Genomic DNA, 23,605 nt, shown 5'->3' with positions numbered 1-23,605 from the left:
GATCCGGGGCGGCAGAGGGCGCCCGGACTGGCTTGTACAGCACCCGGTCCGTGTGCATCCGCCGAAAACCTCAACTGGTCGGCCGACCAGGAGGTTGGACCATGCAGACAGCGCCAAAGTGTCGGGCTGCTCTGGCCTGGACAGCATGATCCAGGCCAGAGCAGCCACTCGTCCTCAGCGCTCCCTTAGCTGTTGTCTATGGCGTGCATCAAGGCCCAGACGAATCCGTACAAGAACAAGCCCAGGTAGCCGGTAGCACAAAAGACCAGAATGCAGCCCTTCTTGAAGCTGCGCTCCTTGGAATTCTTGATGAGCCAGGCGTTGTAGGCGAACGCGACGATCCCGAAGAGCAGGAACCCGGCAAGGATCCACACGTCGGAGAAGGTGACGTCGTCAGGCCCTATGACTTCTCTAGCGTACGAGCTATGCCCCATAATCTCCCCCGTCAGCGACCGCGTAGGTCCCACGTCTGCGTTGTTCCCCCGGAGAAAGTCAGACTGAACCGCTCCGGGATCGGTGGAGGCTCCGGACTGTCCCGAGTTGGGTGGAGTCGAGTTGCTTGGTTTCAGGCTACTGGCGGGGTGCGGAGTTCGTACTCCACCGGACTGAGCATGTCCAGTGCCGAGTGTCTGCGCTGGCGGTTGTGGAAGATCTCCAGGTACTCGAAGAGCGCGGTGGACAGCTCCAGCCGGGTCCGCCACCGTCTGCGGTTGAGGAGCTCGACCTGGACGCGGGCCCAGAAGGATTCCATCATCGCGTTGTCCACGCAGTCCCCGATGGAGCCCATCGAGGGCAGCAGGCCGGAGGCCCTCGCGCGCTGGGTGAACGCCCAGGACCCGAACTGCACTCCGTGATCAGAGTGGATGATGGTGCCGCCCGGGCGTGGGGAACGGTTGCCGATGGCTATGGCCAGGGCGTTTGTGGTCAGCGCCGCGGTGGGCGAGGCGTCGATCGACCAGCCCACGACGCGTCGCGAGAACGTGTCCAGGACGACCGCGCAATACACCTTGCCCTCAAAGGTGGGGTGTTCGGTGATGTCGGTGACCCACAACTGGTCCCGGGCGTGGCGGGTGAAGTTCCGCTCCACCAGGTCGGCGACGGATGGGGTCACGTGCTTGGCGCGGGGGCGCCGGTTGCCGGGCAGGCCGTGCAGGCCGGCGCGCTGCATCAGCAGCTCCACGGTGCCGTGGCTGACATGGATACGCAGGCCCAGACCGAGCTCGGCGTGCACCCGGCGGGAGCCGTAGGTGCCGCGGGAGGCGGTGTGGATGCCCACGATGGCCTCGGTCAGCCAGGCGTGCTTGACCAGGCGGTTCGAGGGCGGACGGTTGTGCCAGGCGTAGTACCCGGACTCGGCGACGTGCAGCACCCGGCAGGCCAGCTGCACCGGCAGGTGCTCACCGGCCATCACGCGGATGGCTTCGAACCGCCTTTTGGGGACGTCACCTCACCGAGCAGCTCGGCTGCGCGGCGGTGGATGGCTAACTCGGTCTCCAGCTCGGCGATGCGTTTGCGAGCCGCAGCGAGCTCGGACAGGTCGCTGCTGTTCGTGCCGGGCAACTGCCCGGTATCAATGAGGTGTTGGCGGCGCCAGACATAGATCGTCTGGTCGCTGATGCCGAGGAGGCTGGCGACCTCGGCGACCTTCCTTCCGGATGCGACGAGATCGAGGACCTTGCGGCGGAACTCGGGCGGATAGCTGCGGGGCATCACGGCCTCCGAAGGCTGCTGGATCGTCAATTGTCCAGCAACCCGACTCCATCAGAACCGGGGCATACCAGACTCCACAAATCTCAGTACAGCTCACTTTTGGGGTGCAGTGGCTGACGAGGGCCTCCTCGGTGCTTGAGCTTCGCAACTCCGAGCTACCGAGAGGCCCCTCCTTCATGCGCCGACACCGCAGCGATCACCCGATCCAGAACCCAGTTCGACTGATCACGCCCGCCGAACGGTATGCGGAAGGCTTCTGAGGCGCAGTCACCTCCGGCGGCGGAACCAACCGTTTGCGCAGCTGCCTCGGCTACCGCGGTCCCGTCGGCTGCGAGACCGCACTCGCAGCCGGACCGCCACACCAATGGTGTCCGTCAGTAGGAGAGCAAGTTCAGGACCACCGCTGGTCGAGGTTGTCATTGCAGGTCCACTGGATGACCTCGGTGCCGTTGGCCGTGCTGGAGTTGGGAACCGCCAGACATTTGTCACTGTTCAGGTTCCGCAGTCGATACCAGCTGTCTTGGATCCATATCTGATCGCTGTCGGTGGGGTCACAGGTCCACTGAATGGCCTGGGTGCCGTTGGCCGTGCTGGAGTTGGGCATGGCCAGGCACTTCGAGCCCGGCCATGCATAGATGACGTACCGGTCATTGTTCCCGCCCGGCACTTTCTCCATCAGCCACTGCTGATCGCCGTTGTCGTTGCAGGTCCACTGGATCAGGCCAGTACCGTTGGCGCTGCTGGAGTTGGGAACAGCCAGGCACTTGTTGGTTCCGATGTTCCGGACTTCGCCGTAGAAGCCCACCGCGTTGGCTGGGGTGGAGAAGGTCAAAGCTGACACGGCCGTGACGACGGCCGCGGAGACTCGCGAGATCATCCTTATGGACATGGGTAAGGCCCTTCTGTGTTTCGTGGGTGTTCCTGTCGGGCGGTTGCCTGGGTCACTCTGACCAAGCGATTTTTGAAGATACCTTTACTGAACCTGATCTGTCCTGGGAGTGTCCCAGGCCATCACTGCTGAGTTCGCACGGCGACGGCCTCAGAGGCACGGGCCCTGCGGCTGCACCCGGCAGACCCCCGAGGGCCCGGCGCCGGGAGCGGTCACAGTCTCACCGTCCGACCCGGGCCGCCCAAAGAGATCTTTTGCGCTGTCCCGCTACCCTGCCGTCATGATTCGTGCAGTGGTGTTCGATGTCGGTGAGTGCCTGGTGGACGAGACGCGGGAGTATGGGACATGGGCCGACTGGCTCGACGTGCCCCGGCACACCTTCCACGCGATGTTCGGCGCGGTCATCGCGCAGGGACGCGACTACCGCGAGGTGTTCCAGGAGTTTAGGCCCGGCTTCGACCTGTACGAAGAACGCGAGCAGCGGGCAGTCGCTGGGCAACCGGAGTCGTTCGGCGAGGACGACCTCTACGACGATGTTCGCCCCACGTTGGCGCAACTGCGGGCGGACGGCTTGTGGCTGGGCATCGCGGGTAACCAGACCATCCGAGCCGGCCAGCTCCTGCGGGAGCTGTTCTCGACCGATGTCGACCTGATCGGCACCTCGGACGACTGGGGCGCCAGCAAGCCGGACCTCGAGTTCTTTCGGCGTGTTGCCAAGGTCGTCCCCTTCAACAACGACGAGATTCTGTACGTCGGCGACCGTGTCGACAACGACCTGCGGCCCGCCGTGGCCGCGGGGATGCACACCGCCCTGGTCCACCGAGGTCCGTGGGCGACGATTCAGTGGCGGACCGCGGAAGCCGAAAAGCTCCCGACGTTCCGCGTCGAGAGCCTCTCAGAGCTGTCCGAACTGATCAAGAACTTCAACGGCTCAGCGCGCTGACGGTCGTCGACCAGCCGTACAACCGGTCGTCGAGATCCCGTACACATCGTTCGTGCTGGTGCGGCGCCAGAGTGCGGCGCACCTCCCGAACCCGATCCATGCCCGTCGCGTACCAGGTGCGCTCTAGCTGGTCGAGGGCCCGAAGCGCATACCCGCAGGCCTCTTCCGGCCGGCCCGCGGCCGCCTCGACTGCAGCGAGGTCCCCCAGGACAACGGTCAGTTGCTTCTCCTCACTCGGTTCCAGGGCAGACAACACACCCAGCAGCGTGTCGCGCGCCTGAGGCACGTGACCGGCCTTCAACTGCGTGTTGCCCTTGAACGCCGCCAGCCGGACCGGGCTGAACCAGTCCAGCCACTGGGGGCTGGGCCTTCCCCCGTGATGGTGGACACGCTTCGTTGATCACGCGGCGAGCGTGAGCTTAGCCGTGTGGTGTCGGCGTTCGTATTCGTTGGGGCTGAGGTGGCCGTTGGCGGAGTGCCGGCGGCGGGTGTTGTAGCGGGTCAGCCAGGCGAAGACGGTTCTGCGGCAGGTGTTGGCGTCGTTGTAGTGGCGGGCGCCCTGGAGGGTCTCGCGTTTCAGGGACGCATGGAAACTCTCGCAGGCCGCATTGTCGGCGCTGGTGCCGACCGCGCCCATCGACCGGGTCACCCCGAGCCGCTCGCAGAGATCGGCGAAGGCCCTCGAGCCGTATTGGGCTCCGTGGTCGGAGTGGAACACGGCGCCGTCCAGGCCGCTGCGGGTCGCAGCCGCCATCTGCAGTGCGTCGGTGACGAGGCTGGTGCGCATGTGGTCGGCGATGGACCAGCCGACGGCCTTGCGGCTGAAGCAGTCCAGTACGGTCGCGAGATAGAGGAACTCCCCGTTCTCCAGGGGGAGATAGGTGATGTCGCCCATGTATTTCAGGCCGGGTTCAGTGGCGGTGAAGTCGCGCTGGAACAGGTCGGGAACCTGAGATGCTGCCGGGTCCGGGACGGTGGTGCGGACGCGTCTGCGCAGGCGGATGCCGGTGATGCAGAACGTCCGCATGATGCGGGCGACCCGCTTCTCGTTGATCCGCAGACCCTTCGCGCGGAGCTCGGCGGTCACGCGTGGGGAGCCGTAAGCGCCGCCGGACTCGCTGTGGATCTCGCGGATCTGCTCGGCCAGGAGCCAGTCCTGGCACTGCCGGGCCGCCCTCGCCTTCTGGCCGGCCAGCCACGCGTAGTAGCTGGACCGGTTCAGGTCCAGGACCTCGCACAGCCGCTTCACGCCGTAGGCGTCCCGGTGGTCGGCGACGAACTGGAAGCGACTCACCAGTTGGTCTCCCCGGCGAAATACTTGGCCGCCTTGCGCAGGATGTCCCGCTCGGTCGCCAACTTCCGCTCATTCGCCTCGAGTTCGGCCACGCGGGCCTCCAGCTGCCGGATCCGCTCGTCCGGATCGGCGGACGACGGCATCCGCCCGGCCCGGGCCGTCGGCGTCGGGCCCGCAGAGGAGGCAGCGGCGGTGGCACCGCGGCTTTCACGGTCCCGCAGCACCCACTCGCGCAGGGTGGCCCGGTTGATGCCCAGGTCTGCGGCGATGCTCTTGTATGTCGCCCTGGGCGTGGACTCGTACAGGGCCACGGCATCGGCCTTGAACTCGTCCGAGTAGTCCTTCATCGCCATCGGCGGTCTTCTCGCTTCCTCCGGATCAAGCAGATCCAGTATCAGCGTGACCACCACTCAGGGGGAGGCCCCCCTGGCCGAGTTGAACGCCGCCGGCGCGTTGAACTGGTCGAGGGCGGTGATCGATGGCTCGCACGTCAGGGCCCTCAAAGGCGGCCCAAAACAGGACCGAGCCCGGTCGACCGTGCCCGAACAGGCTCCAAGCACCATCTGATCACCGAAGGGCACGGCATCCCGCTGGCGATATCGCTGACCGGCGGAAACCGTAACGACGTCACCCAGCTCATCCCCCTGATCCAGGCCGTCCCGCCCGTCCGCGGCCGACGCGGACGGCCCCGACAACGACCGGTCGCGCTCTACGCCGACCGCGGCTACGACCACGACAAGTACCGCAAGCAGGTACGGGCCCTGGGGATCACCCCGGTCATCGCGCGGCGCGGCGTCGAGCACGGCTCCGGACTGGGCGTGCACCGCTGGGTGGTCGAGCAGACCTTTGCCCTGCTGCACTGGTTCCGCCGACTGCGCATCCGCTGGGAGATCCGCGACGACATCCACAAAGCCTTCCTCCGGCTGGCCTGCAGCATCATCTGCTGGCGACGACTGGTCAACCTCTCACTTTGTTAGGAGTTCTAACTGGCTGTCGCCGCGAACCGACGCGGCGTCCGTCCCAACGACGAGGAGCGATACGTGCTGAACTTCGCCTGGGCGGTGCTCGCCGGATTCGCCCTGCGCACCCCGGCCGTACCCTTCGGCCTCTCGATCTCACTCGCCCCGCCCATCGCACTCCTCGCCGTACTCCTCGGCGCGGCCGGGTGCCTGCTGTCCGCCGTCCTCGCGGCCGGGTGGCTTCGTACCCGATGGCTGGTCTGGCGATCGAAGCGGCGGCCCGTCACCGCCGAGCCGCCGCCCGGGAAACGTCAGAACCGCCTCGACGGCCCCACCGGCCGGCGGGCCCGGCGCGTGGTGAACCGGTACGGCGTGATCGGCTTCGGCATCATCGGACCGGCGCTCTTCGGCACCTGGGGATCGGCCATGCTGGGCACGGCGTTGGGCCTGCCCCAGTGGCGGCTGATCGGCTGGCTCATGGCGGGCGTCACCCTGTGGTGCACCGTCATGCTGCTCGCCTCCGAGGCACTGATCGACGCCTTCGGACTGAGGTGACGCCACACGCCGCGTACCGGCCCCGTTGCCGACGGACAGCCATCCATGTGTTCGCGGAGTGCTAGCGGGCCGAGGGGTGACCGTTTGGTCAGACACCCATGTCGTTTGAGGTCAAGTCGATTGAGTCGAGCAGCACGGGCTGGTGGCCGGTCCAGGGTGCGCGCAGCGCATCGCGTGAGCGACGCCGAAGGCGCCGATCAGCACGATCAGCCCGTTCTCCGGCAGGTCCGGGTACAGCACCGAGGTGGTCATTCGGGGTCTCCTTGAGGGGCGAGGGAGCGGGCAGCCCAGATCAGGCGCGGCCCGGCGTTGTCGATGAGCAGGGCGGCGGCCTCGTGCAGGGGGCAGGAGGCGTCACCGTCGCGGTCGGGCTCGATCTGCTCCGCCCGGCGCGCGGCGGCGGTGACCAGCTGCGCGAGGGCGGGGACGAGGCCCCCGGGGACGTCGACGTCCTCCTGGAGCTCGCGCAGGATCGCGGCGAGCTCCGGGCCGTCGACGTCGTCGGCGTTCAGGTCGTCCTCGATCTGCCGGAGGGCGAGCTGGACGATGCCGACCGAGGCGCGCACCCTGTCCAGGCGTGTGCGCGTGCGGCCGCTCACCGGGTGGTGGCCTTGGTAGTGGCGACCAGCGCGGCGACGGTCTCCCAGCCGTGGTGCCAGGCGGAGTCGAGGTGGAAGGCGCCGTTCATGCCGAAGCCGGCAAGCTTGTAGAAGCCGCCCTTGCCGGTCTTGGTGGCGATCTTCTCCAGCAGTGTCGGTAGCTTCGGATATTCGAGTGTGCGGAATAGGGCTGCAATCCGGCTCTGCTGCGCTTTGCACCCCGCTGGCTGGGAAGCTTCGTGCTGCCTCGGTCAGCGAGGGGATCACGGCCGGCTCGGCCATCGCACCTTCGCGGTAGCCTCTCGCCATGAGTCACGGGGAGGGCGAGGGCGCGCTGGTTCTGGAGGCGCAGGAGATGCTCGCCGCAGGGCAAAGCGACGAGGAGGTCTTCGCCGCGCTGGCTGCGAGGACCGGCAACTGGGGTGTCTGTGTGTTGGCCGTGTGCTTGGCCCTGGGTGTGCCGCGGACTGACGCCGAGGCCCGGCTCCGCGACGTCGAGCCATTCTTCTCAGACTTCGCGGTGGGTGAGGAGGAGAACCTCGCTTATGTTCTCAGGTTTGGGCACGTCTTCATCGTGGACCGAGTACTTGGGGAACACGAGGAGCGCATCCGCGACCTCTTGGGAACTGCCGCTGGTGCCCGCGGAGGCTATCCCGCCGGCCTGCTCGCGTGGTTTCGCACCGGGGAGCTCACGAAGATCTTCCTCTACTTCGCCAAAACCCGGTTCCAGGACGGGCGCGGCTCCCCACCCGACTTTTGGGCAGCCATGACCGCGGCTGGCGAACTCCTGACCAGCCAGGACCGCCCGGACCACGAAGAGGTGACTGCAGGGCTGGAACGATGCCGCACACAGGCTGCGGCCATCAGCGCGAAGTAGCATCGTCATCGACGGACGTCCTCCGCTGGGTAGGCGGCCTGATGGCTCCCCACGGCCCAACGGCCCTGCGCAGACCACGCCGAATCCCGTAGCAACGCCCGCCGGGCCCCGTCCCGGCCTGGACGGTCGGGACGGGGCTGGCTCACACGGCCAGCCGGTGAACGGCAGAGGCCGGGAGGGTCATGAGGCTGCTGGGGTCGGCGGGCGTGCCGTCGAAGCACTCCAGGCAGCAGCCGAGCTTTTTCGAGAGGCAGATGTAGAACCGCCTCCGGCACTGGCCACAGGTCTGCCGAGCTGCCATCGCCTGATCGAGGGCCCACTCCTGAGCGAGCGTCGGCACGCGCTTGGGCACGGCCAGGTCGACGCGGAGCAGGAAGCCGCGGGTGGGGTGACGGCAGGACCACTGCGGGCGTGTCGCGCACAGCTTGCATCGCAGGATCGCGACCGGGCCCTCGTTGCCGCCGGGGCTCAGGCCCATGTCCCGTAGCCGCCGCCTGGTGACCAAGCCCTCGGGCACCGTGCAGCGGTCGTACTCAGGCAGCGCCGCGTCACTGCGCGGCACCCGGGTCACTGAGGTTCTTCAGCGGTGCCGCTCCAGGGTGAGTACAGCTTTGGCAATTGACCTCATGCGGTTCGGGCTGCAGCGGGCGTGACGGAAGATCCGCCAGGACTTGAGGCGGGAAACGCCACGCTCGACCGGGGCGCGAGTCCGGGCCAACGCCCGGTTCGCGGTCTGCTGGGTGGGGGTGAGGTCGCAGTGTGGTCGGCGCTTGACGAGGAGCGGATTGGCGTCATCCATCGGTCAGCTGCTGGATGGTCTTGAGGGTCTGGCCTGCTCCATTCTCGGTCACCAGATGTTGCGCCGCTTTTGCGGCGGCTCGACTGTGTGTCTGCTGCTTCACTACTTGGTCAAGTGAGTCGGCAAGCCGTTCGACGGTGAGGGACCGGAAGGGGATCGGGTCGGTGGCGGCGCCGAGGGCGGCGAGTCGCCCCGCCCAGAACGGCTGGTCTGCAGTCACCGGCACGGTGACCGCGGGCACTCCGGCACGCAGCGCGGCGGCCGAGGTGCCGGCCCCGCCATGGTGGACCACCGCAGCCAGCCGCGGAAACAGCAAGGCGTGCGGTACGTCCCCGATCGTGAGCACGTCGTTCCCGTCGGCGGCAAGCCTGGCACTGCCGGCTTGGAGGATGCCGCGCAGCCCGGCGCGGCGCAGGGCTTGCACAGCTATCTCGCTCAGCCGTTCCCCGTCACCGGCCGCCATGCTCCCGAAGCCGATGAGGACGGGGCGGGGGCCGGAACGCAGGAAGTCCTCCAGATCTGTAGGCAGGCGTTCGGCCGCCTGATGATGGGGCCACCAGTTGCCCACGACCTCCAGGCCAGAGCGCCAGTCGGAGGGACGGGGCGCCAGGACCGTGCTGAAGCCGTGCAAGATGGGCCAATTCGCCTGTTCCTGTCGTCGACGCATCTCGGAAGGTGAGGCCGGGGGCAGCTCAAGGCGGTGGCGCAGCTTTGCGACAGCCTGTTCGTAGACGCGGTCGGCCATGCGCAGTGCGAAGCGGCCGGTGGCTCGGTTGGCGAGACGGCCCAGTGAGCGGGAGCCTGTGACGACGGGCGGGAAGTCGCCGGTCGGTGCGGTGGGTTGGAGGTACACGCCGAGGCTCGGTGTGCCCGTGGCCTCGGTGAGGTGCCAGCCGAGCGGAGCCGTAGTGGTCGACAGCAGGAGCAGGTCCGTGCCATCGTCCATCACGTCGGCGAAGCCCTGACCCAGTTCGGTGATGAACGCGGCAGCAGTGCGCATAAGTTCACGTTTGCCTGTGACGCTGCCACGCACCCGTGTGTCGGCGGGGAGGCTGCGAAATTCCAGCCCTGCGTCGCGTACGAGGGGAGCGAACGTGTCTGTGGTGGCGAGGGTAACGTCGTATCCGGCCCGGCATAGTTCGGCGCCCAGACCCGTGTAGGGCGCGACGTCGCCGCGCGATCCGGCTGCGGCGATCAGGATCCTCATTGGTCCTCCTCGAAATCGGTACGGCCACTTGCGTGGCGGGCCGCGTTGGCGTGAACCGCCTTGCGCGTATAGGCGGCCAGGCCCGGGCGTTGCTGCGACGGCGGTATGACCAGAGCGAATGCGCGCGGGTCGGTGACGAAGTCGTCCGCGATGCGCCGGTGCATGTCGGGCGGGCAGGAGGTGAACCATCGTGAGATGTGCAAGCGGTGCTCCTCGGCGAGGTCCATGGCCCGCTCGCCGTTGCTCAGCTCCCCCTCATCGAAGGCCGCGAGCAGCTCCGCGCGCCAGGCGGCGGCCTCGCCCATGAGCTGACACCAATCCTCTTTGGTGTGAGCAGCCGCGCGCGCCATCGCCTCGCGCTGTCCATCCGAGTGCGCCCACTTCAGTTCTGCCTCGGTGGCATAGCTCAGGTCGAAGGTGATCTCACCGAAGACCTCGAAGCGTTCCTGAGGAGTCAGGGACACCCCGGTCTTCTGGACCTCAATCGCCCGTTCCGCCACCTCGGCCAGCCGCTGCAGCCTGGCGATCTCCTCACTCAGCTGCCGCTGCCGGGCCCGGAGCCGTTCCAAGGGGTTCACCTGCGGATCCTTGAAGATCGCGGCGATCTCATCGAGAGGGAAGCCGAGCTCACGGTAGAAGAGGATCTGCTGGAGACGGACCAGGTCAGCCTCACTGTAGAGCCGGTATCCGGCGTGGCTGCGGTCACTGGGCGAGAGCAGCCCCGCCTTGTCGTAGTGATGCAGTGTCCGCACCGTCACCCCGGCGAAGGCCGAGACCTGCCCCACGGAGTAGCTCATCCACCTGCCCTTTCGTCGGTACACAGCCTCAAGCCTGACGTAAGGGGAGGGTCAACTCCCGGTCCCGGGGCTTGGGCTCGGCCTGCTCCCCCGTCCAGGGTGTCTCGGTGAGGTGCAGCCGGTAGCGACCGACCTCGTCCACCGTCAGGTTGGTGCGCTCGACCAGGATTACGCCGCGCATGGCAGATCATTTTCCGAGGACCATGCCGAAAACCGGTCTCCAGAACGGCGCCTGGTGCGCCCGAACTCGGAGTCGCCGGTATGACGCGACTTCGGAACGGTCCCCATGCCGTCAGGGCGACGCATAGGCATTTTGGATCTTCAAAGTGAGCCCGGAAACACCCGGACGGGTAAACGTCGGGTGCACGTACACCACATGACACCCCGGCCCGGGCGAATCACATACCATAAGATTCCGGCTAGGCTCCTCGCCATGCCCGAGCCCCGTCCCACACCGGCCCGCTCCGCCACCGACCTCGCCGCGCGGATCACCCACCAGGCTGCCCGCCTTGGCAGCGCACTCGACACCCGCGAGCAGCGCACCGACACCGGCGGCCCCGAGCACGACCACGGCCTGCACACCCTCGCCCGCCGCCTGCTAGCCAGCGTCGGCCAGCACACCGTGCGCGGACAGGCGCCGACGGCGGACGCCATGGCCCAACTCGTCCGGGACGCCGAGCCGTTGCGAGAGGCCCTCGCCTTGCGGGAGGACGCCGACACGCGCCGCCGGGACACCGACTGGGAACTGCACTCGCTGGCGTACACGCTGCTGACCACGATCGACGTCCTCAGCGCCGGCCACCGCGACATCGACGCGCACGTCGACGCGGCGCTCCGCGAGCGGCAGCGGGCCAAGCCGTTCAGCGAGTCCGTCGCCGTGCTGGCCAACCAGGGTGTGGAGTTGCCATCCGACGTGATCGGCGCTCTGCGGACGGATCCGGGCGCATGAGCGCAGCCGATGACGAGCTGCCCGACCTGGACTGGGAGCCCTTCGACCAGGCGCGGACCCACGAAGAGGCCGCGCCTGTGCGGCAGCCGGGGGGCTGGCGCAGAACGAACATCGCCGACGGCGAGTTGTACGACCCCCGTAGGGAGGTGGAACACCCGGGCAGTGAGGTGTTCTTCCCTCCCGTGCCCAACGGCCTGGACTACCTGGTGAGTGTGGTCGAGCATCTGGAATCCGGCGACGATCGGGCCAGCGCCCGAGACCTGAAGTACGCCGTCCTTCACCTGGCGGCCGGCGCCGAGGTGCTCTTGAAGGCCCGCCTCCAATTGGAGCACTGGACACTGGTTTTCAAGGACCCGGGGCAGGCCAAGCGGTCGGAGCTGGAGGACGGCACGCTGAAGAGCTGCAGTCCCGAGGAGACCGTGCAGCGCCTGAAGGACATCGCCGGGGCCGCCATCGGCGACAAGGAGACCAGCGCGGTGTTGAAACTGGCGAAGCACCGCAACGCGCTGCAGCACTACGGGCTGATCGGGCCAGCCGCGAACGCCCGCGCGGTGGAGAGCCAGGCCGCCGAGGTCCTGGACTTCCTGATCCGCTTCCTCGACGAGGAGCTTCTGCCCGCCCTGCCGTGGCCTGAGATGAAGAGCACCGAGACCGACATGGAGCACATCCGCGGCGGCCTGTCGCGGATCCAGGGATTCGTCAAGAAGCGCATGCAGCGGATACGTGCCGACCTGGAGCCGCTGCGTGACCGCACCGTGCAGTGCCCGGACTGCGACCAGTGGGCCCTGGTTCCCGAGCTGGACCACCGCGTGATCTGCCGGTTCTGCGGCACGTCCCAGCCGACACACGACGGGGCGACGATGTATGCCGTGTTCGTGCTGGGCCGCGACCCGACATCACCGGATCTGTTCGGGATCATGGCCGTGGAGGAATGCCCCGATTGCGGGGATGAAAGCCTGGTGGTGGGGGCGAGGACCGCTGCTGCTCCGGACGAGCCGGTGTTCTTCTGCTTCGGGTGCGCCCAGGTGGTTCCGGGGCTGGCGCACTGCAACCGCTGCTACGTGCCGTTCCGCTCGCAGGCAGGCAAGACCGCCTGCAGCGACTGCCTGCGTAACGCTGCCGTGTCGGACTGAAGAGCAGGGACCTGGACACTCTCCGCCGTAAAGCCGATCATCGCGGCGGTCGACGTCCCCGTGTCGGTGGACCTGGAGTCCGGATACGGGCAAAAGCCCGCTGATCTCGTCGCCGGGCTCATCAAGGTCGGCGGTGGGGGAACGGGCGCACCGACCTCTTCCTGCACGCGCAGGACGCTTCCGATTCACATAATCCCGCTCCCTGCGCCGGGTCTGGGCCCATCACACGCCCCGCCCCATACTGAGTGCGGGGGTGGTCGAAGGTGGAACAACGTGCCGTATCGAGGCAGGAGCTGATTCGGCGCAGGCGACGCAGCGGCTTTGTCGGTAGGCGCGCCGAGATGAGTGCCTTCCGTAAAAACCTTGCTCAGGACCCGGCAGGAGAGGACTTCCGGTTCCTGTTCCACGTATGTGGGAATGCGGGTGTCGGTAAGACGTCATTGTTGCGGCAGTGGGAGGAATTCGCGCGGACGCAGGTCGAAGCGGCCACCGCGTACGTGGACGACTCTGTGCACAGCCCGGTCGAGGCGATGGAGGCGGTCGCCGAGCGCCTCGGCCGGCAAGGGGCGGCATTCCGACGGTTCGGGAAGCTGCTGGAGGTCTACCGGCAGCGTGCGCACGAGGCGCAGCGAGCGTTTGGTGGTCAGGCAAGTGCCGAGGGACCAGCCGGGGAGATGTCGGCGGGCGCGTCCTCGTCTGCTTCTCTCGCCGCACAGGTCGGGCTCGTCGGTCTGGGGATGGTGCCCGGCGTCGGGGCGTTCGTCGGAGCGGTGAACCCGCAGCATATGGCCCAGGGAGCGGACAAGCTGTGGGCGGCGCTCGGTTCGCGGCTGCCGTCGCACGACGATGTGCGCCTCGTACTGGATCCGGTAGGGGTCCTGACCCCCGTGTTCCTTGGAGAGCTGGCCGAGGTGTCGCGTAAACGGCCTTGGGTAATTCTCTTCTTCGACGTGTACGAGCGGACGGGGCCCGTCCTCGGCGAGTGGCTGCGCGACATCGCGTGCAACGACGTGTACGGGGAATTACCCAACAACGTACAGCTGGTGCTCTCTGGGCAGGGACGGCTGGACGCACGCTGCTGGGGTGACTGGGTCGACCAGGTGTGCGAGATTCCGCTGGAGGTCTTCACCGAGGAGGAGACCCGCACGCTGCTGGCCCTTCAAGGAGTCACCGACGAACGCGTTACGGAGGTAGTACTGCGGCTCTCCGGCGGGCTGCCGGTGCTCGTACATACCCTCGCCCAGGCACGCCCAAGCTCCGCCGAGGCTGTGGACGACCCGTCGGGCACCGCGGTGGAACGCTTCCTGAAGTGGGAGAACGACCCCGCGCGTCGAAACGCGGCTCTCGCCTGTGCGCTGCCCTTGGAGTTCGACGAGGACGTCTTCCGGGCCGTAGTGCCCGCAGAGGCGGCGGAGGAGTACGGATGGCTGCGCCAACTGGCATTCGTCACGAACCGCAGTGGGAGGTGTCGTTATCACGAGGTCGTACGCGTTCCCATGCTCCGCCACCAGCGGACCAGGTCACCCACGCGGTGGCGGGAGACGCACCAGGCACTGGCGGAATTCTTCCAGGCGGCACAGGAGCAGCGCGAGGAGGTACTGGCGCGGGACGATCCATGGGGCGACACACAGTGGCGTGAGTGGCGGGCTCAGGAAACCTACCACCGGCTGTGCGCCGACCCTGGCCGCGCGCTGCCCGAAGCACTCGCCGAGACAGCGGAGGCGTGCGGGCAGGGCGAAGGCGCGCTACGACGCTGGGGGCAGCTCTTGGCTCAAGCTGGCGAAGACGGGGACGACGCTCGGGTCCGGGAATGGGGGCAGCGGCTTGCCGCAGGCGCAGGAAACAATTCCGGTGCGAACTCGCCCGATGGATCCGCAGCCTCGAGACTGGAACTGACACACGCAGGCGACACGTTGACCAGTGTGCTCGACGCGCTGCTCGCGGCTACGGAGCTCGCTCTGGCCGGACGCCTGCGTGTGCACTGCATACGCGGCCTACAGCACGCCCGGGCCGACCGCTACGAACCTGCGCTGGCCGACTTCCGCTCGGCGATCGCCCTCGACAGGGAACGGACCGACGGGTGGGAAGGCCTGGCACGAACCCTGCTGGATGCCGGGCGCGCGGAGGAGTCGCTCGCCGCTTGGAACGAGGTCGTGCGGCTGGAACCCGACCGCGCTGAACACCGCACTTACCGCGGATGGTTGCGTCGGCGTCTGGGCCTCCGCGCCGACGCGCTTGACGACCTCGACCAGGCGATTGCCCTGGATCCCCGTCAGGACTGGGCCTACGTCAACCGAGCCATGCTCCGACGCGAGGTCGGAGAAGCACCGGCGGCTTTGGACGACCTCGAGCAGGCACTGGCCATCGACCCCTTCTACGTGGGGGCGCATGTGGAACGCTCCCGTTGCTTGCAGGATCTTGAACGCTGGGACGAGGCCGAGCACGTGATGCGCGAAGCCGCCGAACTGGAGCAGGACGGCGACGAGTCTGTTTGGATCCGCCTCAACCTGGCATCGATGCTGCTCAGCTTCGGCCGCGATGCGGACGCACTCATGGAGATCGATAGGGCAATGCTTACCCCTCGCCATGGCGAACTCGACGCCCCCTGGGGCAGCTGGGCCCATGGACTTCGAGGGTGGGCACTGCACGGCCTCGGCGGCCGGGAAGACGAAGCCCTTGACGACCTTGACCGGGCGGCGCAGACCGGCGGGTGGACACCGATGGCCTCCGTGATGCGGGGATGGCTGCTGTGGGAAGCGGGACGGCTGGACAAAGCGGAGGAGGAATTCAGCCGCGCCCTCGCCCACGACCCGAAATACCCATGGTGTCTGGGCGGACGAGCCATCGTCCGCGTTTACGCAGAGCGGTATGCGGAGGCCACCGCTGACCTCACCGATGCCTTCGCCCACCTCCTGGAGATCCCGAAGTCCGACGCGGAGGCGGCCATAGCACGCCCGGTGGTGAGCCTGCTCCGCACCCATCTGCCGGGCAACCGTGCCGCTGTGACGGCCGCGATCAGACTGGTCGCCCTGAACACCCATCAGCTTCGCTGGCCCCGCCTGACAGCCCAGGTGGCGTCCGTGGTGGCACTACGTCCGAGTCCGCGACTCGTGATCGCAGCGCTGGGGGTGCTGCGCGGAATCGTAGAGACGGTCAGAGCCCTGGAAGGGCAACAAGCAAGGACGGAGGGGCACAGAAACCCCGAGGAGATCGAGGACTCAACGGACACCCTCCGCGCTCCTTGGAAAAGGCCTGAGTGGCGGCGAAGTTGGGCTCTGCGCGTGATGGGGCCACTTCTCCACATCGTTGAGCGCCTGCCCGGGGTGAGGGGCAGCACCTAGGCTGCCCCGGTGATGATCTTTTGGTTGGAGGTAGTGAGGTGTTGCCTCAGCGGCATCGGGCTTGATGCCCTCGCGCGCCGGGTATCGCAGGCGCATGCAGGCATGGGGAGAGGCCGTGTGGGCGGGACCCCGGTGGGAGAGATTCCTGCGGGGCGTGGTGAAGCAGGCGCTGGCGGGAGATGAGCCGCAACCGTGGTGGGTGCCGCGGCGCGTGCTGACCGTGGTGTCGGCCGATGTCGACGACACTGCCGGTGTCGGGGCGGTCTGGATCCTGTGGCGTCCGAAGTCATCGCGGATGCATGAGCACATTGCGCTCCTGGAGTGGTTCGGCAAGCAGTGGCGGTACGTCGGGGGCGTAGCGTCTCCGGAGACGATCCTGTCGACGTTGATGTCCTCGACGTGCGCAATGGAGGAGGCGTGCTCAGCCGCACCCGCAGACTTGACCCGCCACGCTCCCTCGTCGAGGCTCCGTGGATCAGTTGCGTCAAAGTACGCCTCGGGCAGGGCGTGGGGCAGGTCCTTATCGGTGCCCGCCGGATCGAGGTTCCCGAGCAGCGCAGTCTCGTTACTGTATGGACGTCGCCCCAGAACAGCCGCGGAGTTCGTCCCGTCATCGTGGCCCTTGGACGCGACGGTGTTGAACTCTCCCGCATGGGCCCCTATGACAGCCTGGACACTCATACCTGGGCGCGACTGAGAGACGAGTCGTAGCCAACCTGCTCCCCTGATGCGTGGCGCGCTGCGCGCCCTTGCACCCAAGAGCCGGAGACGCTGGAGACGGTCACCGATGTTGCCCGGCGTGGAAAATGCCGACAAGGGCAACGTTCACGATGCCGACGAAGGATGACAATACCGCCCCACCGGTGACATTCCGGCAACGGTGGGCAAGATGTCGTTTTCGGCGGCGCGGTGCCGGTGGTCTCAGTTCACTCCGGGCGGCACACGCGTGGCCTGGTGATAATACATTCGCCAGCCCGCGGCTTGGTCCCCCTTGCGCCAGATCGAACTGTGCCTGGTCCTGCGCCCGCCCAGCGTGGTCTCGAAGGTCAGATGCACCAGGCCCGGCGCGAGCAGCACCCCTGAGATCTCCGAGGGCTCATAGCGAGGACCATCCGCCGAACTGCCCGGATGCTCAGGCAGCTCGGCGAACATGGCTTCATACGTCCATCGTCGCCCCGACCCGCCGACCTCCACGAACTCCGGGTCGAGAAGCTGCCCGGCCCGTTCCCGCGAGGCGCGGACACGCGGATCCATCAGCTGCAACTCACCCGCAATCGCCTGGTTCACATCGTCTGCTGCACCGTCCATGGACACATCCTCACCAAGCACGCGGGTTCCGCCACAACTGTCTTCTTCTGCCACCAGACGGAACCGTCCCCCGATCAGTGATCAAGTTGGACCGCCTGATCCGCCGGCTCTGCGCTTTTGTTGAGGAGTGCGCCGAACTACGTCCCGGGGATGATCACCGGCAGCGGCTCGGGGACGTTGAAATCCAGCGGCCGTTCGACTGCGATCCGGGCAGGATGCCTTCTTGTGAACCATGCACTGTGCGGCCTCGCGGCCAATGAGGCTCTGCCCGTCGAGTTGGTCGATCGCCTGATCTCGGTCGCGGACGCGGACATCGCCGACGGCCTCGCCAGTCGCGCGGACCTCAGCCGCGAGCAGGCGGTCAGCCTGGCCACGCAGGTCGAGGAGAGCGCCGTTCTTCTTGCGTACGCGGGTCTGCTGACCGCTGCCGACGTCGATCCCCTCACGCAGCCGCAGGCCGCACTCGCCCTACTTGAGGAGCGTTCTGGTGACTTGGAGTGGGCGCGGCTGTTCGCTGAGGACCCCGATGTCGAGCATCGGGTGAAGCTGGCCGCCTGTCCCCACCTTCCGGCCGATGTACGGGAGATGCTCGCCGCCGATCCAGACGTACGGGTCGTCGCGGAGCTCGCGTTGTGGACCACGGCGGACCTGGCGGCCCGTCTCGCGCGCCACCCGCATGCCGAGGTCCGCCGCGCGGTGGCGGCCAACGAGGCAACACCACCGCAGGTGCTGTCCATGCTGATCACCAGCGAGGGGCTGCCGCCAGCAGAGCGGTGCCTGGTCTGCGACAGCGAGGAGACGCCTTTTGCGCACGATCCGCACTGTCCGCGGCTGGACTGCGACCTGCGGACCGGTGCCTCGTGCACCGGCTCACACGAGTCCACCCTTCACGAGTTGGCGGCGCAGGCTCTACGGAACCCCGCCACGCCGGTCGAGGCGCTCCTGCGATTCGCCGACCACCCTTCGGCGCAGCTGCGCTGCCGATTGGCTGCCCGCCCCGACCTGCCGCCACAGACAGCGGCGCGATTGGCCAGTGACCCTGTTCCCGGAGTGCGGGCCGATCTCGCAGAGAATCCGGCGATCGACAGCGCCCTCATCCACGTGCTCGCGGCTGACCGTGGCCACGACGTACAGCGCAGACTGGCGCACAACCCCCGCGTACCGCTCGACGTACTTTCCGATCTGGCCTCCGCCACCAAGATCGGCTCGACGCTGCTGCCACGGATCGCCTCCGCTTCCCCCTCCGAGGCCGAGGACTTGTCCCGGTCGTCGAATCCGGTAGTGCGGACGCTCCTTGCCGAACGGCGTGATTTGCCAGCCAAGATCCGCGATCTGCTGGCCGACGACCTTGACGCGAAGGTGGTCAAGTCCATCGCCCGGCACCCGGGACTGTCGGAAGCTCAGCTTCGGTCCATGGTGGGACGCCACGGATCCAGGGTCATCGCCAAGGTGGCAGCCAACCCGGAGACGCCGTCTGCCCTGCTGGAGTATCTGACGGGCTACATGACACCGGTCCGCAAAGCACTGCGCGAGGTCGCCCGGCACCGCAACGCGACCGGTCCAGCGCTGCTCGCTTGCTTGACGGACAGACAGGCACGGTCTTGGGCTGCCGGGCACCCAGCCCTGCCGCCAGAGGCCATCGTCGAACTTCTCACCGACCACGACTGGCGAGTGGTAGAAGCCGCTGCCTCGAACCCATCCCTGCCACCGACCGTCATGGCGGAGTTGATATCGGAGTTCACCAGGACGTAGGGCCGACGCAGCACGGTTCGGCACGGTGCGGCGTCATGTTGTCCTTCAGGCGGCGAAGCCGATGCTCGACACGTATTCGTACTGACCCCACTGGGAGCCGAGATCCGGCAGTCACCTGACCGACGCCACCACCCGCGTCCGCGAACTCAACCTGTACCGCCAGTACTTCGACCTCGTCGCCGGCACCAAGACCATCGAAGTCCGGGTGAAATACCCGCACCTCGCCGACCTCACCGCCGGCGACACCATCCGCTTCCACATCAAAGGCACCGACAAAACCTGCAACGTCACCGTCCTCCGGGTCACCGAATACACCGACTTCGAGACCCTCCTCGACAGCGAAGGAGCAGCCAACATCAACCCCACCGCCGCCCGCGACGAACAACTCGCCAACATCCGCGCCATCTACCCACCCGACAAGGAAACCCTCGGCGCCCTCGCCATCGAAATCGCGCTGCCCTAACTTGCGAGAGAAGAGCAGCCGGCCGGCCTGGACGGCCCGCCGGCGCGCCGTCGGACTGGCGCACGCGCGGCTGCAGCGACGGGGCGGAAGCAACCGGCGGGGCGTTGATCTCACGGGCTGCGGCCGGTGGTCCTGCTCGCGAGCGCAGAGCACGTACAGGTCGGCGGGCTGCGAGGATGCCACTTCCGCTCAACGCACAAGGGTCGGACGTCCTTCGACCGTCGCTGGACCCGCATCTAGGTCGGCCAGCACGCGTGATCGCAAAATGCCGAAGCCCGTGGCCCCGAGCCGTTGTACTGTCAGGCGCCGTGAGTACGGACATCCACGGCGGTATCGAGTTTCGCCATCCCAGCGTCGGCACCGACTACTACGAGGGCGAACCCTGGGTCGGCGCCATGGATCTGTGGCCCCTGTACGACGAGACCGACTACGCGTCCTTCGGATGCCTCTTCGGGGTGCGCAACTACGCGGGCTACCCGCCCCTGGCCGCAGAACGCGGCTTGCCCGCCGACATGTCGAGCGCCCTACGCGAGCGGCTGCAGCCTTGGGTGGCAGACGGCCACCTGGCAGAGGCCACCTGGGTCAGCTGGGCTGAGATCGCGGGAATGGATCCAGCAACTACTCCGGAGCACTACATTGGCCGGCTCACGTGGTCGTCCCGGGCGCAGCCGGCACTGCTGCATCAGCAACTCGTGCCGGCCCAATGGCCCCCGGAGCTGGTTGCAGCGGTGGGTCCACGCCCGCGTGAACTGGAAGGACGCGACCACTACGTCGAGTGGCAGACCGGAGACCTGCATTACCAGTACGAGTCCTTGACGGCGGGTTCCATCCTGGGCCCCAGGTCCCACTGGCCACACGTATTTGCCGTCATGAAAGCTCTGGCGGACCGTTTCGGTGAAGACGCCGTCCGACTCGTCGTGGCCTTCGACTGACCAAAAACCCTCAGCTGGTCGATCACGGAACTGCGGCCAAAACCAGTTGCACCGCCCAGCACGCCGGGCCCGTCATCATCGACGAAGCCCAGCGTATGGCCGATTCGGACGACAGACTGGCTCCTGCCCTGGCCGAGGTCCTGCGCAAGGTGCCGCTGATCGTGATGTTCCTGGATGAACGCCAGACCATCCGTCCCGGCGAGGGCACCACCGTGGATGAACTGCGCGACTCCGCCCGGGCCCTGGGACGCGCCCACCACCATTTCGAGCTGGCAGGCTCGTTCCGCTGCAACGGCTCGCCGCCTACACCACCTGGCTCGACGACCTCCTGTACGGCACCCCCACACCGTGGACCGGCCACCACAGCTACGACCTGGCCCTCAGCAACGACCCCTTCCAACTACAGCACTGGATCGAACAGGCCACCGCCGCCGGACACACCGCCCGCACCACCGCCGAGTTCTGCTGGTCCTGGACCCGCACCCGCCCCCGCGGCGCCACCACTCTCCCCCTCGACATCACCATCCCCACCACCCACCAGTTCCTCGGCCGGCTCATCCCTCCGCAGCCATCAACTGACAAGCCGCAGAGGCGACCAAGCGCCCGCCCTGAGTTGGGGCGCTGATTCCGACGAGCATGCCTCTGGACCGGGCGCAGGCCCCACAACGGGACGTGCGTGCGGTGGAACTGGAAGCCTTCACCCCTTGAGCCTTACGCCCGCCGAGGGAACACTCGGAGCAACTACACAAAACAGGTGCCAGCTATGCATAGCTGATGGTAGTGTCGGGGCTATCGGCATGAGGGAGGTCTAATGAAGGTGACCGTGTTCCAGTTCGAGGGAACCCCTGAGGAGCTGGATGCCTCGCAGGTACTGAAAGAGCTGGCAGACCAACACCGCGGCCCCGTTTCCGTGGCGCCCCAAGACGCCCTGGACAAGGGGATGCTGCCGGCCCGCATTCCGGGAGTGGCCGACGAGGGACAGGAAACAGTGCGTCAACTGCTGGCTCGCAGCCCGGCCCCCGGCCTGTTCGTCCGGTTCCTCGAGAAGACGACCCAGTGGGACAACGTCGGCGTCTACGGCATCAAGCGCAAGAACGCACTGCCCGACGCTCCCCTGGACTACAGCCGCTACCTGCGCCTGCGCCGGCAGGGATCCCAGTTCGGCGGCTTCGCCTACGTCTACGCGGAGTACAGCACCATCAATCTCCGGCTCAGCCACAGCCAACAGCAACTCGACGAACTCGGCATCACAACCGCCCGGACCCTCACCACCGGTCACCGCGAGTACCGCGTCAGCGTCGACCTCACCGACGAAACAAGCCTGGCCGACGCCCTTCAGCTGGCCGAACTCGCCTACAACGCCACCTAAACACAGACAGTTCCATAGCCCCAGACCAGCAGGAAGAGCCGGCGTGGGCCTACGGCATCTCCAGCTCAACGCGCGACGTGCCCGACTCCGCGGTCAGAGCCCGCCGCGGCGTGCGAGCTGCTTCACCGCGTTCTCACGGATGATCTCGTCCTCGTCGTCGCGCAACCCCTCAAGGGCTTCCCGGGCCTCCGGGCCGGGAATGGCGCCGAGCGCCCAGATCGCCTTCACCGCGAGCGCCCGGTTCTCGTCCCAGTCCAGGTACTCGGGAACCCAGCGAGTCGCCAAGACCAGCGTCGGCACCGTCTGGGGCGAGCGGAGCCTGCCCAGCATGGACACGATGTCCTCGTGCTCCCTGTGCCATTCGGCAGGGAACAGCTCGATCAACGGCTCCAGAAACTCCTCGACCGAGGCGTCGGCGGCGGCATGGACGATCAACGCCATCTCGACGTCGTCGGCGTCCCGGCGCTCCATGGCGTCCCGGAGCAGCCGGAACGCCATGACCCCACCGTCGGACTCGCCGAAGTGGGCGAGCACCTCGTCGATCGTGCGTGTCGGGGGCGAGCACGGTGCGACCGCCAGGCCCATAACCAGCGCCGGACCGCACAAGCAGTGACTTCAACGGTGGGGCCGGGAGCTCCTCCGATCCCGACGACAGCGACAAGATCCGCGCCGAGCGCCGCCGAGCCGGGTAGGAGGTAGCACCCCATGGCCAACCAGTTCCTGACCGCGGCGGATATCGCGCGCCAGGCTCTCACCAATCTGTACGAGACCACCGTCGCCGCGACGCTTGTCCATCGTGAATACGAGGACGAGTTCAGCCGCAGGCCTTGAGCTTGGTGAAACTCCATCAGGGGCGGAAGAGCGGAGGAAGCAGACCGCTGCCTGCCCAGAACTGCCGCTCGGCGACGAGGCCGGTGAGGAACCTGTCGACCTCGGCCAGGACGGCGGCACGCTCCTGCGGCCCGTAGGTGATGAACTGGCCGGCGGCGGCGTCGAAGGCCCTCACATGGCTGTGGGGGCCGACGCAGACGAGGGCGCGCCCGATCTCGGGCAGCCCGAGGCTGAGGGCGTCACACTCTCCGGTGCGGACGAGTTGCACGAGGTCGGCGGTGACCCTCTCCCAGTCGCCGACCGCAGGCCAGCTGGCACCGCCGTCCAGTTCATGGGTGAGCGTGGACAGCGGAATGATCTCGCCCGGCTGGCGTCCCCGGGTGAGGCGGTCGTGCATCCGGGCGCCGTCGGGCTGTCGCACCTGGGGGTGGAGCAGGGAGGCGGCGGCGACCACAGTGGTGTTGATCTCCTGAGTGCCGGAGTCGGGGTAGTACGCCTCGTGCGCGAAGAGCAGATAGGTGTCCGTGGCACGGGCTGAGTCGTCGGTCTGGCGGTGCGTCATGGGCGGGGATCCCTTCAGCAGTAGTGACGTGCCGGGCGCGGATGTTTGGGCTGGCCGGGCCGCGCGCTCAAGCCGGGCGGGAGCGGGCTCAACGGGCCTGCACCGCCAGGGGGCTGGGCCGCTGGTCCGGACGTTGATGCGGCGCGGGTGCTGGGTGGCGTGGTCGGTGAGCTGGACCATCAGCTGCTCCCGGTCGACGAGGTGCGCCGAGGCCGCCAGGGTGTCCATTTCGGCGTTGTGTGGCCCGTCATGGCGTGGTGACTTCCTGTGCGCGGGCGAGGGCGGAGGTGCACGTGCGGCAGCGGCCGTCGCTTTCGGGGTGGGCCCGGCGGGGGG

The 23,605-nt window shown here is 67.5% G+C and carries 23 protein-coding genes and 4 pseudogenes; 12 read left to right on the top strand and 15 right to left on the bottom strand.

What is annotated here, in order from left to right; all coding sequences use genetic code 11:
* Positions 1 to 185 precede the first annotated feature (185 nt).
* The 3 genes and pseudogenes from HLK59_RS29365 to HLK59_RS29355 form a co-directional block, all read right to left on the bottom strand.
* A complete protein-coding gene (locus HLK59_RS29365) occupies positions 186 to 374 on the bottom strand; it encodes a hypothetical protein (RefSeq protein WP_171144556.1) in 189 nt (62 codons plus the stop codon).
* Positions 375 to 565: 191 nt separating this feature from the next.
* Positions 566 to 1,710: pseudogene (locus tag HLK59_RS29360) on the bottom strand (IS3 family transposase).
* A 391-nt stretch (positions 1,711 to 2,101) separates the two neighbouring features.
* Positions 2,102 to 2,599 carry an RICIN domain-containing protein gene (locus HLK59_RS29355; RefSeq protein WP_171144555.1) on the bottom strand — a complete coding sequence of 166 codons (498 nt, stop codon included), beginning with the start codon at positions 2,597 to 2,599 and terminating at the stop codon, positions 2,102 to 2,104.
* A 280-nt stretch (positions 2,600 to 2,879) separates the two neighbouring features.
* On the opposite strand from HLK59_RS29355, the gene HLK59_RS29350 reads away from it, so the two are divergent.
* The gene (locus HLK59_RS29350; RefSeq protein WP_171144554.1) at positions 2,880 to 3,542 is read left to right on the top strand and encodes an HAD family hydrolase; all 663 of its coding nucleotides are present in this window, start codon (positions 2,880 to 2,882) and stop codon (positions 3,540 to 3,542) included.
* Here HLK59_RS29350 and HLK59_RS29345 read toward each other — a convergent pair.
* A pseudogene (locus HLK59_RS29345) lies at positions 3,523 to 3,906 on the bottom strand (transcriptional regulator); the annotation flags it as partial. The gene HLK59_RS29350 and the pseudogene HLK59_RS29345 sit on opposite strands and share 20 nt — an antisense overlap.
* A gap of 36 nt (positions 3,907 to 3,942) precedes the next feature.
* Positions 3,943 to 5,189 (bottom strand): IS3 family transposase gene (locus HLK59_RS29340; RefSeq protein ID WP_171144553.1). Its coding sequence is split into 2 segments (ribosomal slippage): positions 3,943 to 4,847 and positions 4,847 to 5,189, totalling 1,248 coding nucleotides; the frame shifts between segments, so codons are not numbered across the junction.
* A 73-nt stretch (positions 5,190 to 5,262) separates the two neighbouring features.
* Here HLK59_RS29340 and HLK59_RS29335 point away from each other — a divergent pair.
* Positions 5,263 to 5,813, top strand: a pseudogene (locus HLK59_RS29335) (IS5 family transposase); the annotation flags it as partial.
* Between the two features lie 63 nt (positions 5,814 to 5,876).
* The gene (locus tag HLK59_RS29330; protein ID WP_171144552.1) at positions 5,877 to 6,350 is read left to right on the top strand and encodes a small multi-drug export protein; all 474 of its coding nucleotides are present in this window, start codon (positions 5,877 to 5,879) and stop codon (positions 6,348 to 6,350) included.
* A gap of 111 nt (positions 6,351 to 6,461) precedes the next feature.
* Here the strand turns inward: HLK59_RS29330 and HLK59_RS29325 are convergent, their stop codons facing one another.
* Positions 6,462 to 6,602, bottom strand: a complete 141-nt coding sequence (locus tag HLK59_RS29325) for a hypothetical protein (protein ID WP_171144551.1) — start codon at positions 6,600 to 6,602, stop codon at positions 6,462 to 6,464.
* Positions 6,599 to 6,949, bottom strand: coding sequence for a hypothetical protein (locus tag HLK59_RS29320; protein ID WP_171144550.1), 351 nt, complete (start codon positions 6,947 to 6,949; stop codon positions 6,599 to 6,601). Before HLK59_RS29320 ends, HLK59_RS29325 begins: the two co-directional genes overlap by 4 nt.
* A gap of 307 nt (positions 6,950 to 7,256) precedes the next feature.
* Here HLK59_RS29320 and HLK59_RS29315 point away from each other — a divergent pair, with 307 nt between their 5' ends.
* Complete coding sequence (locus HLK59_RS29315; RefSeq protein WP_171144549.1) at positions 7,257 to 7,826, top strand: hypothetical protein; 570 nt, start codon at positions 7,257 to 7,259, stop codon at positions 7,824 to 7,826.
* 142 nt (positions 7,827 to 7,968) lie between these two features.
* Here the strand turns inward: HLK59_RS29315 and HLK59_RS29310 are convergent, their stop codons facing one another.
* The 5 genes and pseudogenes from HLK59_RS29310 to HLK59_RS29290 form a co-directional block, all read right to left on the bottom strand.
* Positions 7,969 to 8,388, bottom strand: a complete 420-nt coding sequence (locus HLK59_RS29310) for an RRQRL motif-containing zinc-binding protein (RefSeq protein ID WP_346779838.1) — start codon at positions 8,386 to 8,388, stop codon at positions 7,969 to 7,971.
* 18 nt (positions 8,389 to 8,406) lie between these two features.
* Positions 8,407 to 8,601, bottom strand: a pseudogene (locus HLK59_RS29305) (transposase family protein); the annotation flags it as partial.
* A gap of 16 nt (positions 8,602 to 8,617) precedes the next feature.
* Positions 8,618 to 9,832, bottom strand: coding sequence for a glycosyltransferase (locus tag HLK59_RS29300; RefSeq protein WP_171144547.1), 1,215 nt, complete (start codon positions 9,830 to 9,832; stop codon positions 8,618 to 8,620).
* Positions 9,829 to 10,629, bottom strand: a complete 801-nt coding sequence (locus HLK59_RS29295) for a MerR family transcriptional regulator (protein WP_171144546.1) — start codon at positions 10,627 to 10,629, stop codon at positions 9,829 to 9,831. The genes HLK59_RS29300 and HLK59_RS29295 overlap by 4 nt, the downstream gene beginning before the upstream one ends.
* Positions 10,630 to 10,657: 28 nt before the next feature.
* Positions 10,658 to 10,810, bottom strand: a complete 153-nt coding sequence (locus HLK59_RS29290) for a hypothetical protein (protein ID WP_171144545.1) — start codon at positions 10,808 to 10,810, stop codon at positions 10,658 to 10,660.
* 252 nt (positions 10,811 to 11,062) lie between these two features.
* On the opposite strand from HLK59_RS29290, the gene HLK59_RS29285 reads away from it, so the two are divergent.
* The 3 genes from HLK59_RS29285 (at position 11,063) to HLK59_RS29275 (ending at position 16,052) form a co-directional block, all read left to right on the top strand.
* Positions 11,063 to 11,578 carry a hypothetical protein gene (locus HLK59_RS29285; RefSeq protein ID WP_171144544.1) on the top strand — a complete coding sequence of 172 codons (516 nt, stop codon included), beginning with the start codon at positions 11,063 to 11,065 and terminating at the stop codon, positions 11,576 to 11,578.
* The gene (locus tag HLK59_RS29280; protein ID WP_171144543.1) at positions 11,575 to 12,711 is read left to right on the top strand and encodes a hypothetical protein; all 1,137 of its coding nucleotides are present in this window, start codon (positions 11,575 to 11,577) and stop codon (positions 12,709 to 12,711) included. Before HLK59_RS29285 ends, HLK59_RS29280 begins: the two co-directional genes overlap by 4 nt.
* Positions 12,712 to 13,052: 341 nt before the next feature.
* Positions 13,053 to 16,052: a tetratricopeptide repeat protein gene (locus tag HLK59_RS29275; protein ID WP_171144542.1), complete on the top strand. Its 3,000-nt coding sequence runs from the start codon at positions 13,053 to 13,055 to the stop codon at positions 16,050 to 16,052.
* Between the two features lie 921 nt (positions 16,053 to 16,973).
* Here HLK59_RS29275 and HLK59_RS29270 read toward each other — a convergent pair.
* Positions 16,974 to 17,360: a nuclear transport factor 2 family protein gene (locus HLK59_RS29270; RefSeq protein ID WP_171144570.1), complete on the bottom strand. Its 387-nt coding sequence runs from the start codon at positions 17,358 to 17,360 to the stop codon at positions 16,974 to 16,976.
* A gap of 225 nt (positions 17,361 to 17,585) precedes the next feature.
* On the opposite strand from HLK59_RS29270, the gene HLK59_RS29265 reads away from it, so the two are divergent.
* The 4 genes from HLK59_RS29265 to HLK59_RS29240 all read left to right on the top strand — a co-directional run bounded on the left by HLK59_RS29265 (position 17,586) and on the right by HLK59_RS29240 (position 21,876).
* Complete coding sequence (locus tag HLK59_RS29265) at positions 17,586 to 19,112, top strand: hypothetical protein (protein WP_171144569.1); 1,527 nt, start codon at positions 17,586 to 17,588, stop codon at positions 19,110 to 19,112.
* 115 nt (positions 19,113 to 19,227) lie between these two features.
* Positions 19,228 to 19,575: an ASCH domain-containing protein gene (locus HLK59_RS29260; protein WP_171144568.1), complete on the top strand. Its 348-nt coding sequence runs from the start codon at positions 19,228 to 19,230 to the stop codon at positions 19,573 to 19,575.
* A gap of 308 nt (positions 19,576 to 19,883) precedes the next feature.
* The gene (locus tag HLK59_RS29255) at positions 19,884 to 20,507 is read left to right on the top strand and encodes a hypothetical protein (RefSeq protein ID WP_171144541.1); all 624 of its coding nucleotides are present in this window, start codon (positions 19,884 to 19,886) and stop codon (positions 20,505 to 20,507) included.
* 811 nt (positions 20,508 to 21,318) lie between these two features.
* Positions 21,319 to 21,876 (top strand): hypothetical protein, encoded by a 558-nt coding sequence (locus tag HLK59_RS29240; protein ID WP_171144540.1) that lies wholly within the window; start codon positions 21,319 to 21,321, stop codon positions 21,874 to 21,876.
* A 93-nt stretch (positions 21,877 to 21,969) separates the two neighbouring features.
* Here the strand turns inward: HLK59_RS29240 and HLK59_RS52460 are convergent, their stop codons facing one another.
* Positions 21,970 to 22,410 (bottom strand): HEAT repeat domain-containing protein, encoded by a 441-nt coding sequence (locus HLK59_RS52460; protein ID WP_171144539.1) that lies wholly within the window; start codon positions 22,408 to 22,410, stop codon positions 21,970 to 21,972.
* A gap of 171 nt (positions 22,411 to 22,581) precedes the next feature.
* Here HLK59_RS52460 and HLK59_RS52075 point away from each other — a divergent pair, with 171 nt between their 5' ends.
* Positions 22,582 to 22,707, top strand: a complete 126-nt coding sequence (locus HLK59_RS52075; RefSeq protein WP_277349537.1) for a hypothetical protein — start codon at positions 22,582 to 22,584, stop codon at positions 22,705 to 22,707.
* Positions 22,708 to 22,723: 16 nt separating this feature from the next.
* Here the strand turns inward: HLK59_RS52075 and HLK59_RS29230 are convergent, their stop codons facing one another.
* Positions 22,724 to 23,497, bottom strand: a complete 774-nt coding sequence (locus HLK59_RS29230; protein WP_240982705.1) for a hypothetical protein — start codon at positions 23,495 to 23,497, stop codon at positions 22,724 to 22,726.
* Positions 23,498 to 23,605: the final 108 nt, after the last annotated feature.

The organism is Streptomyces sp. S3(2020), assembly GCF_013044505.1.
In the GTDB taxonomy this organism is placed as follows: Bacteria; Actinomycetota; Actinomycetes; order Streptomycetales; family Streptomycetaceae; genus Streptomyces.
Note: the sequence above shows the minus strand (reverse complement) of the source record. Positions and strands in the feature narration are given on the sequence as shown.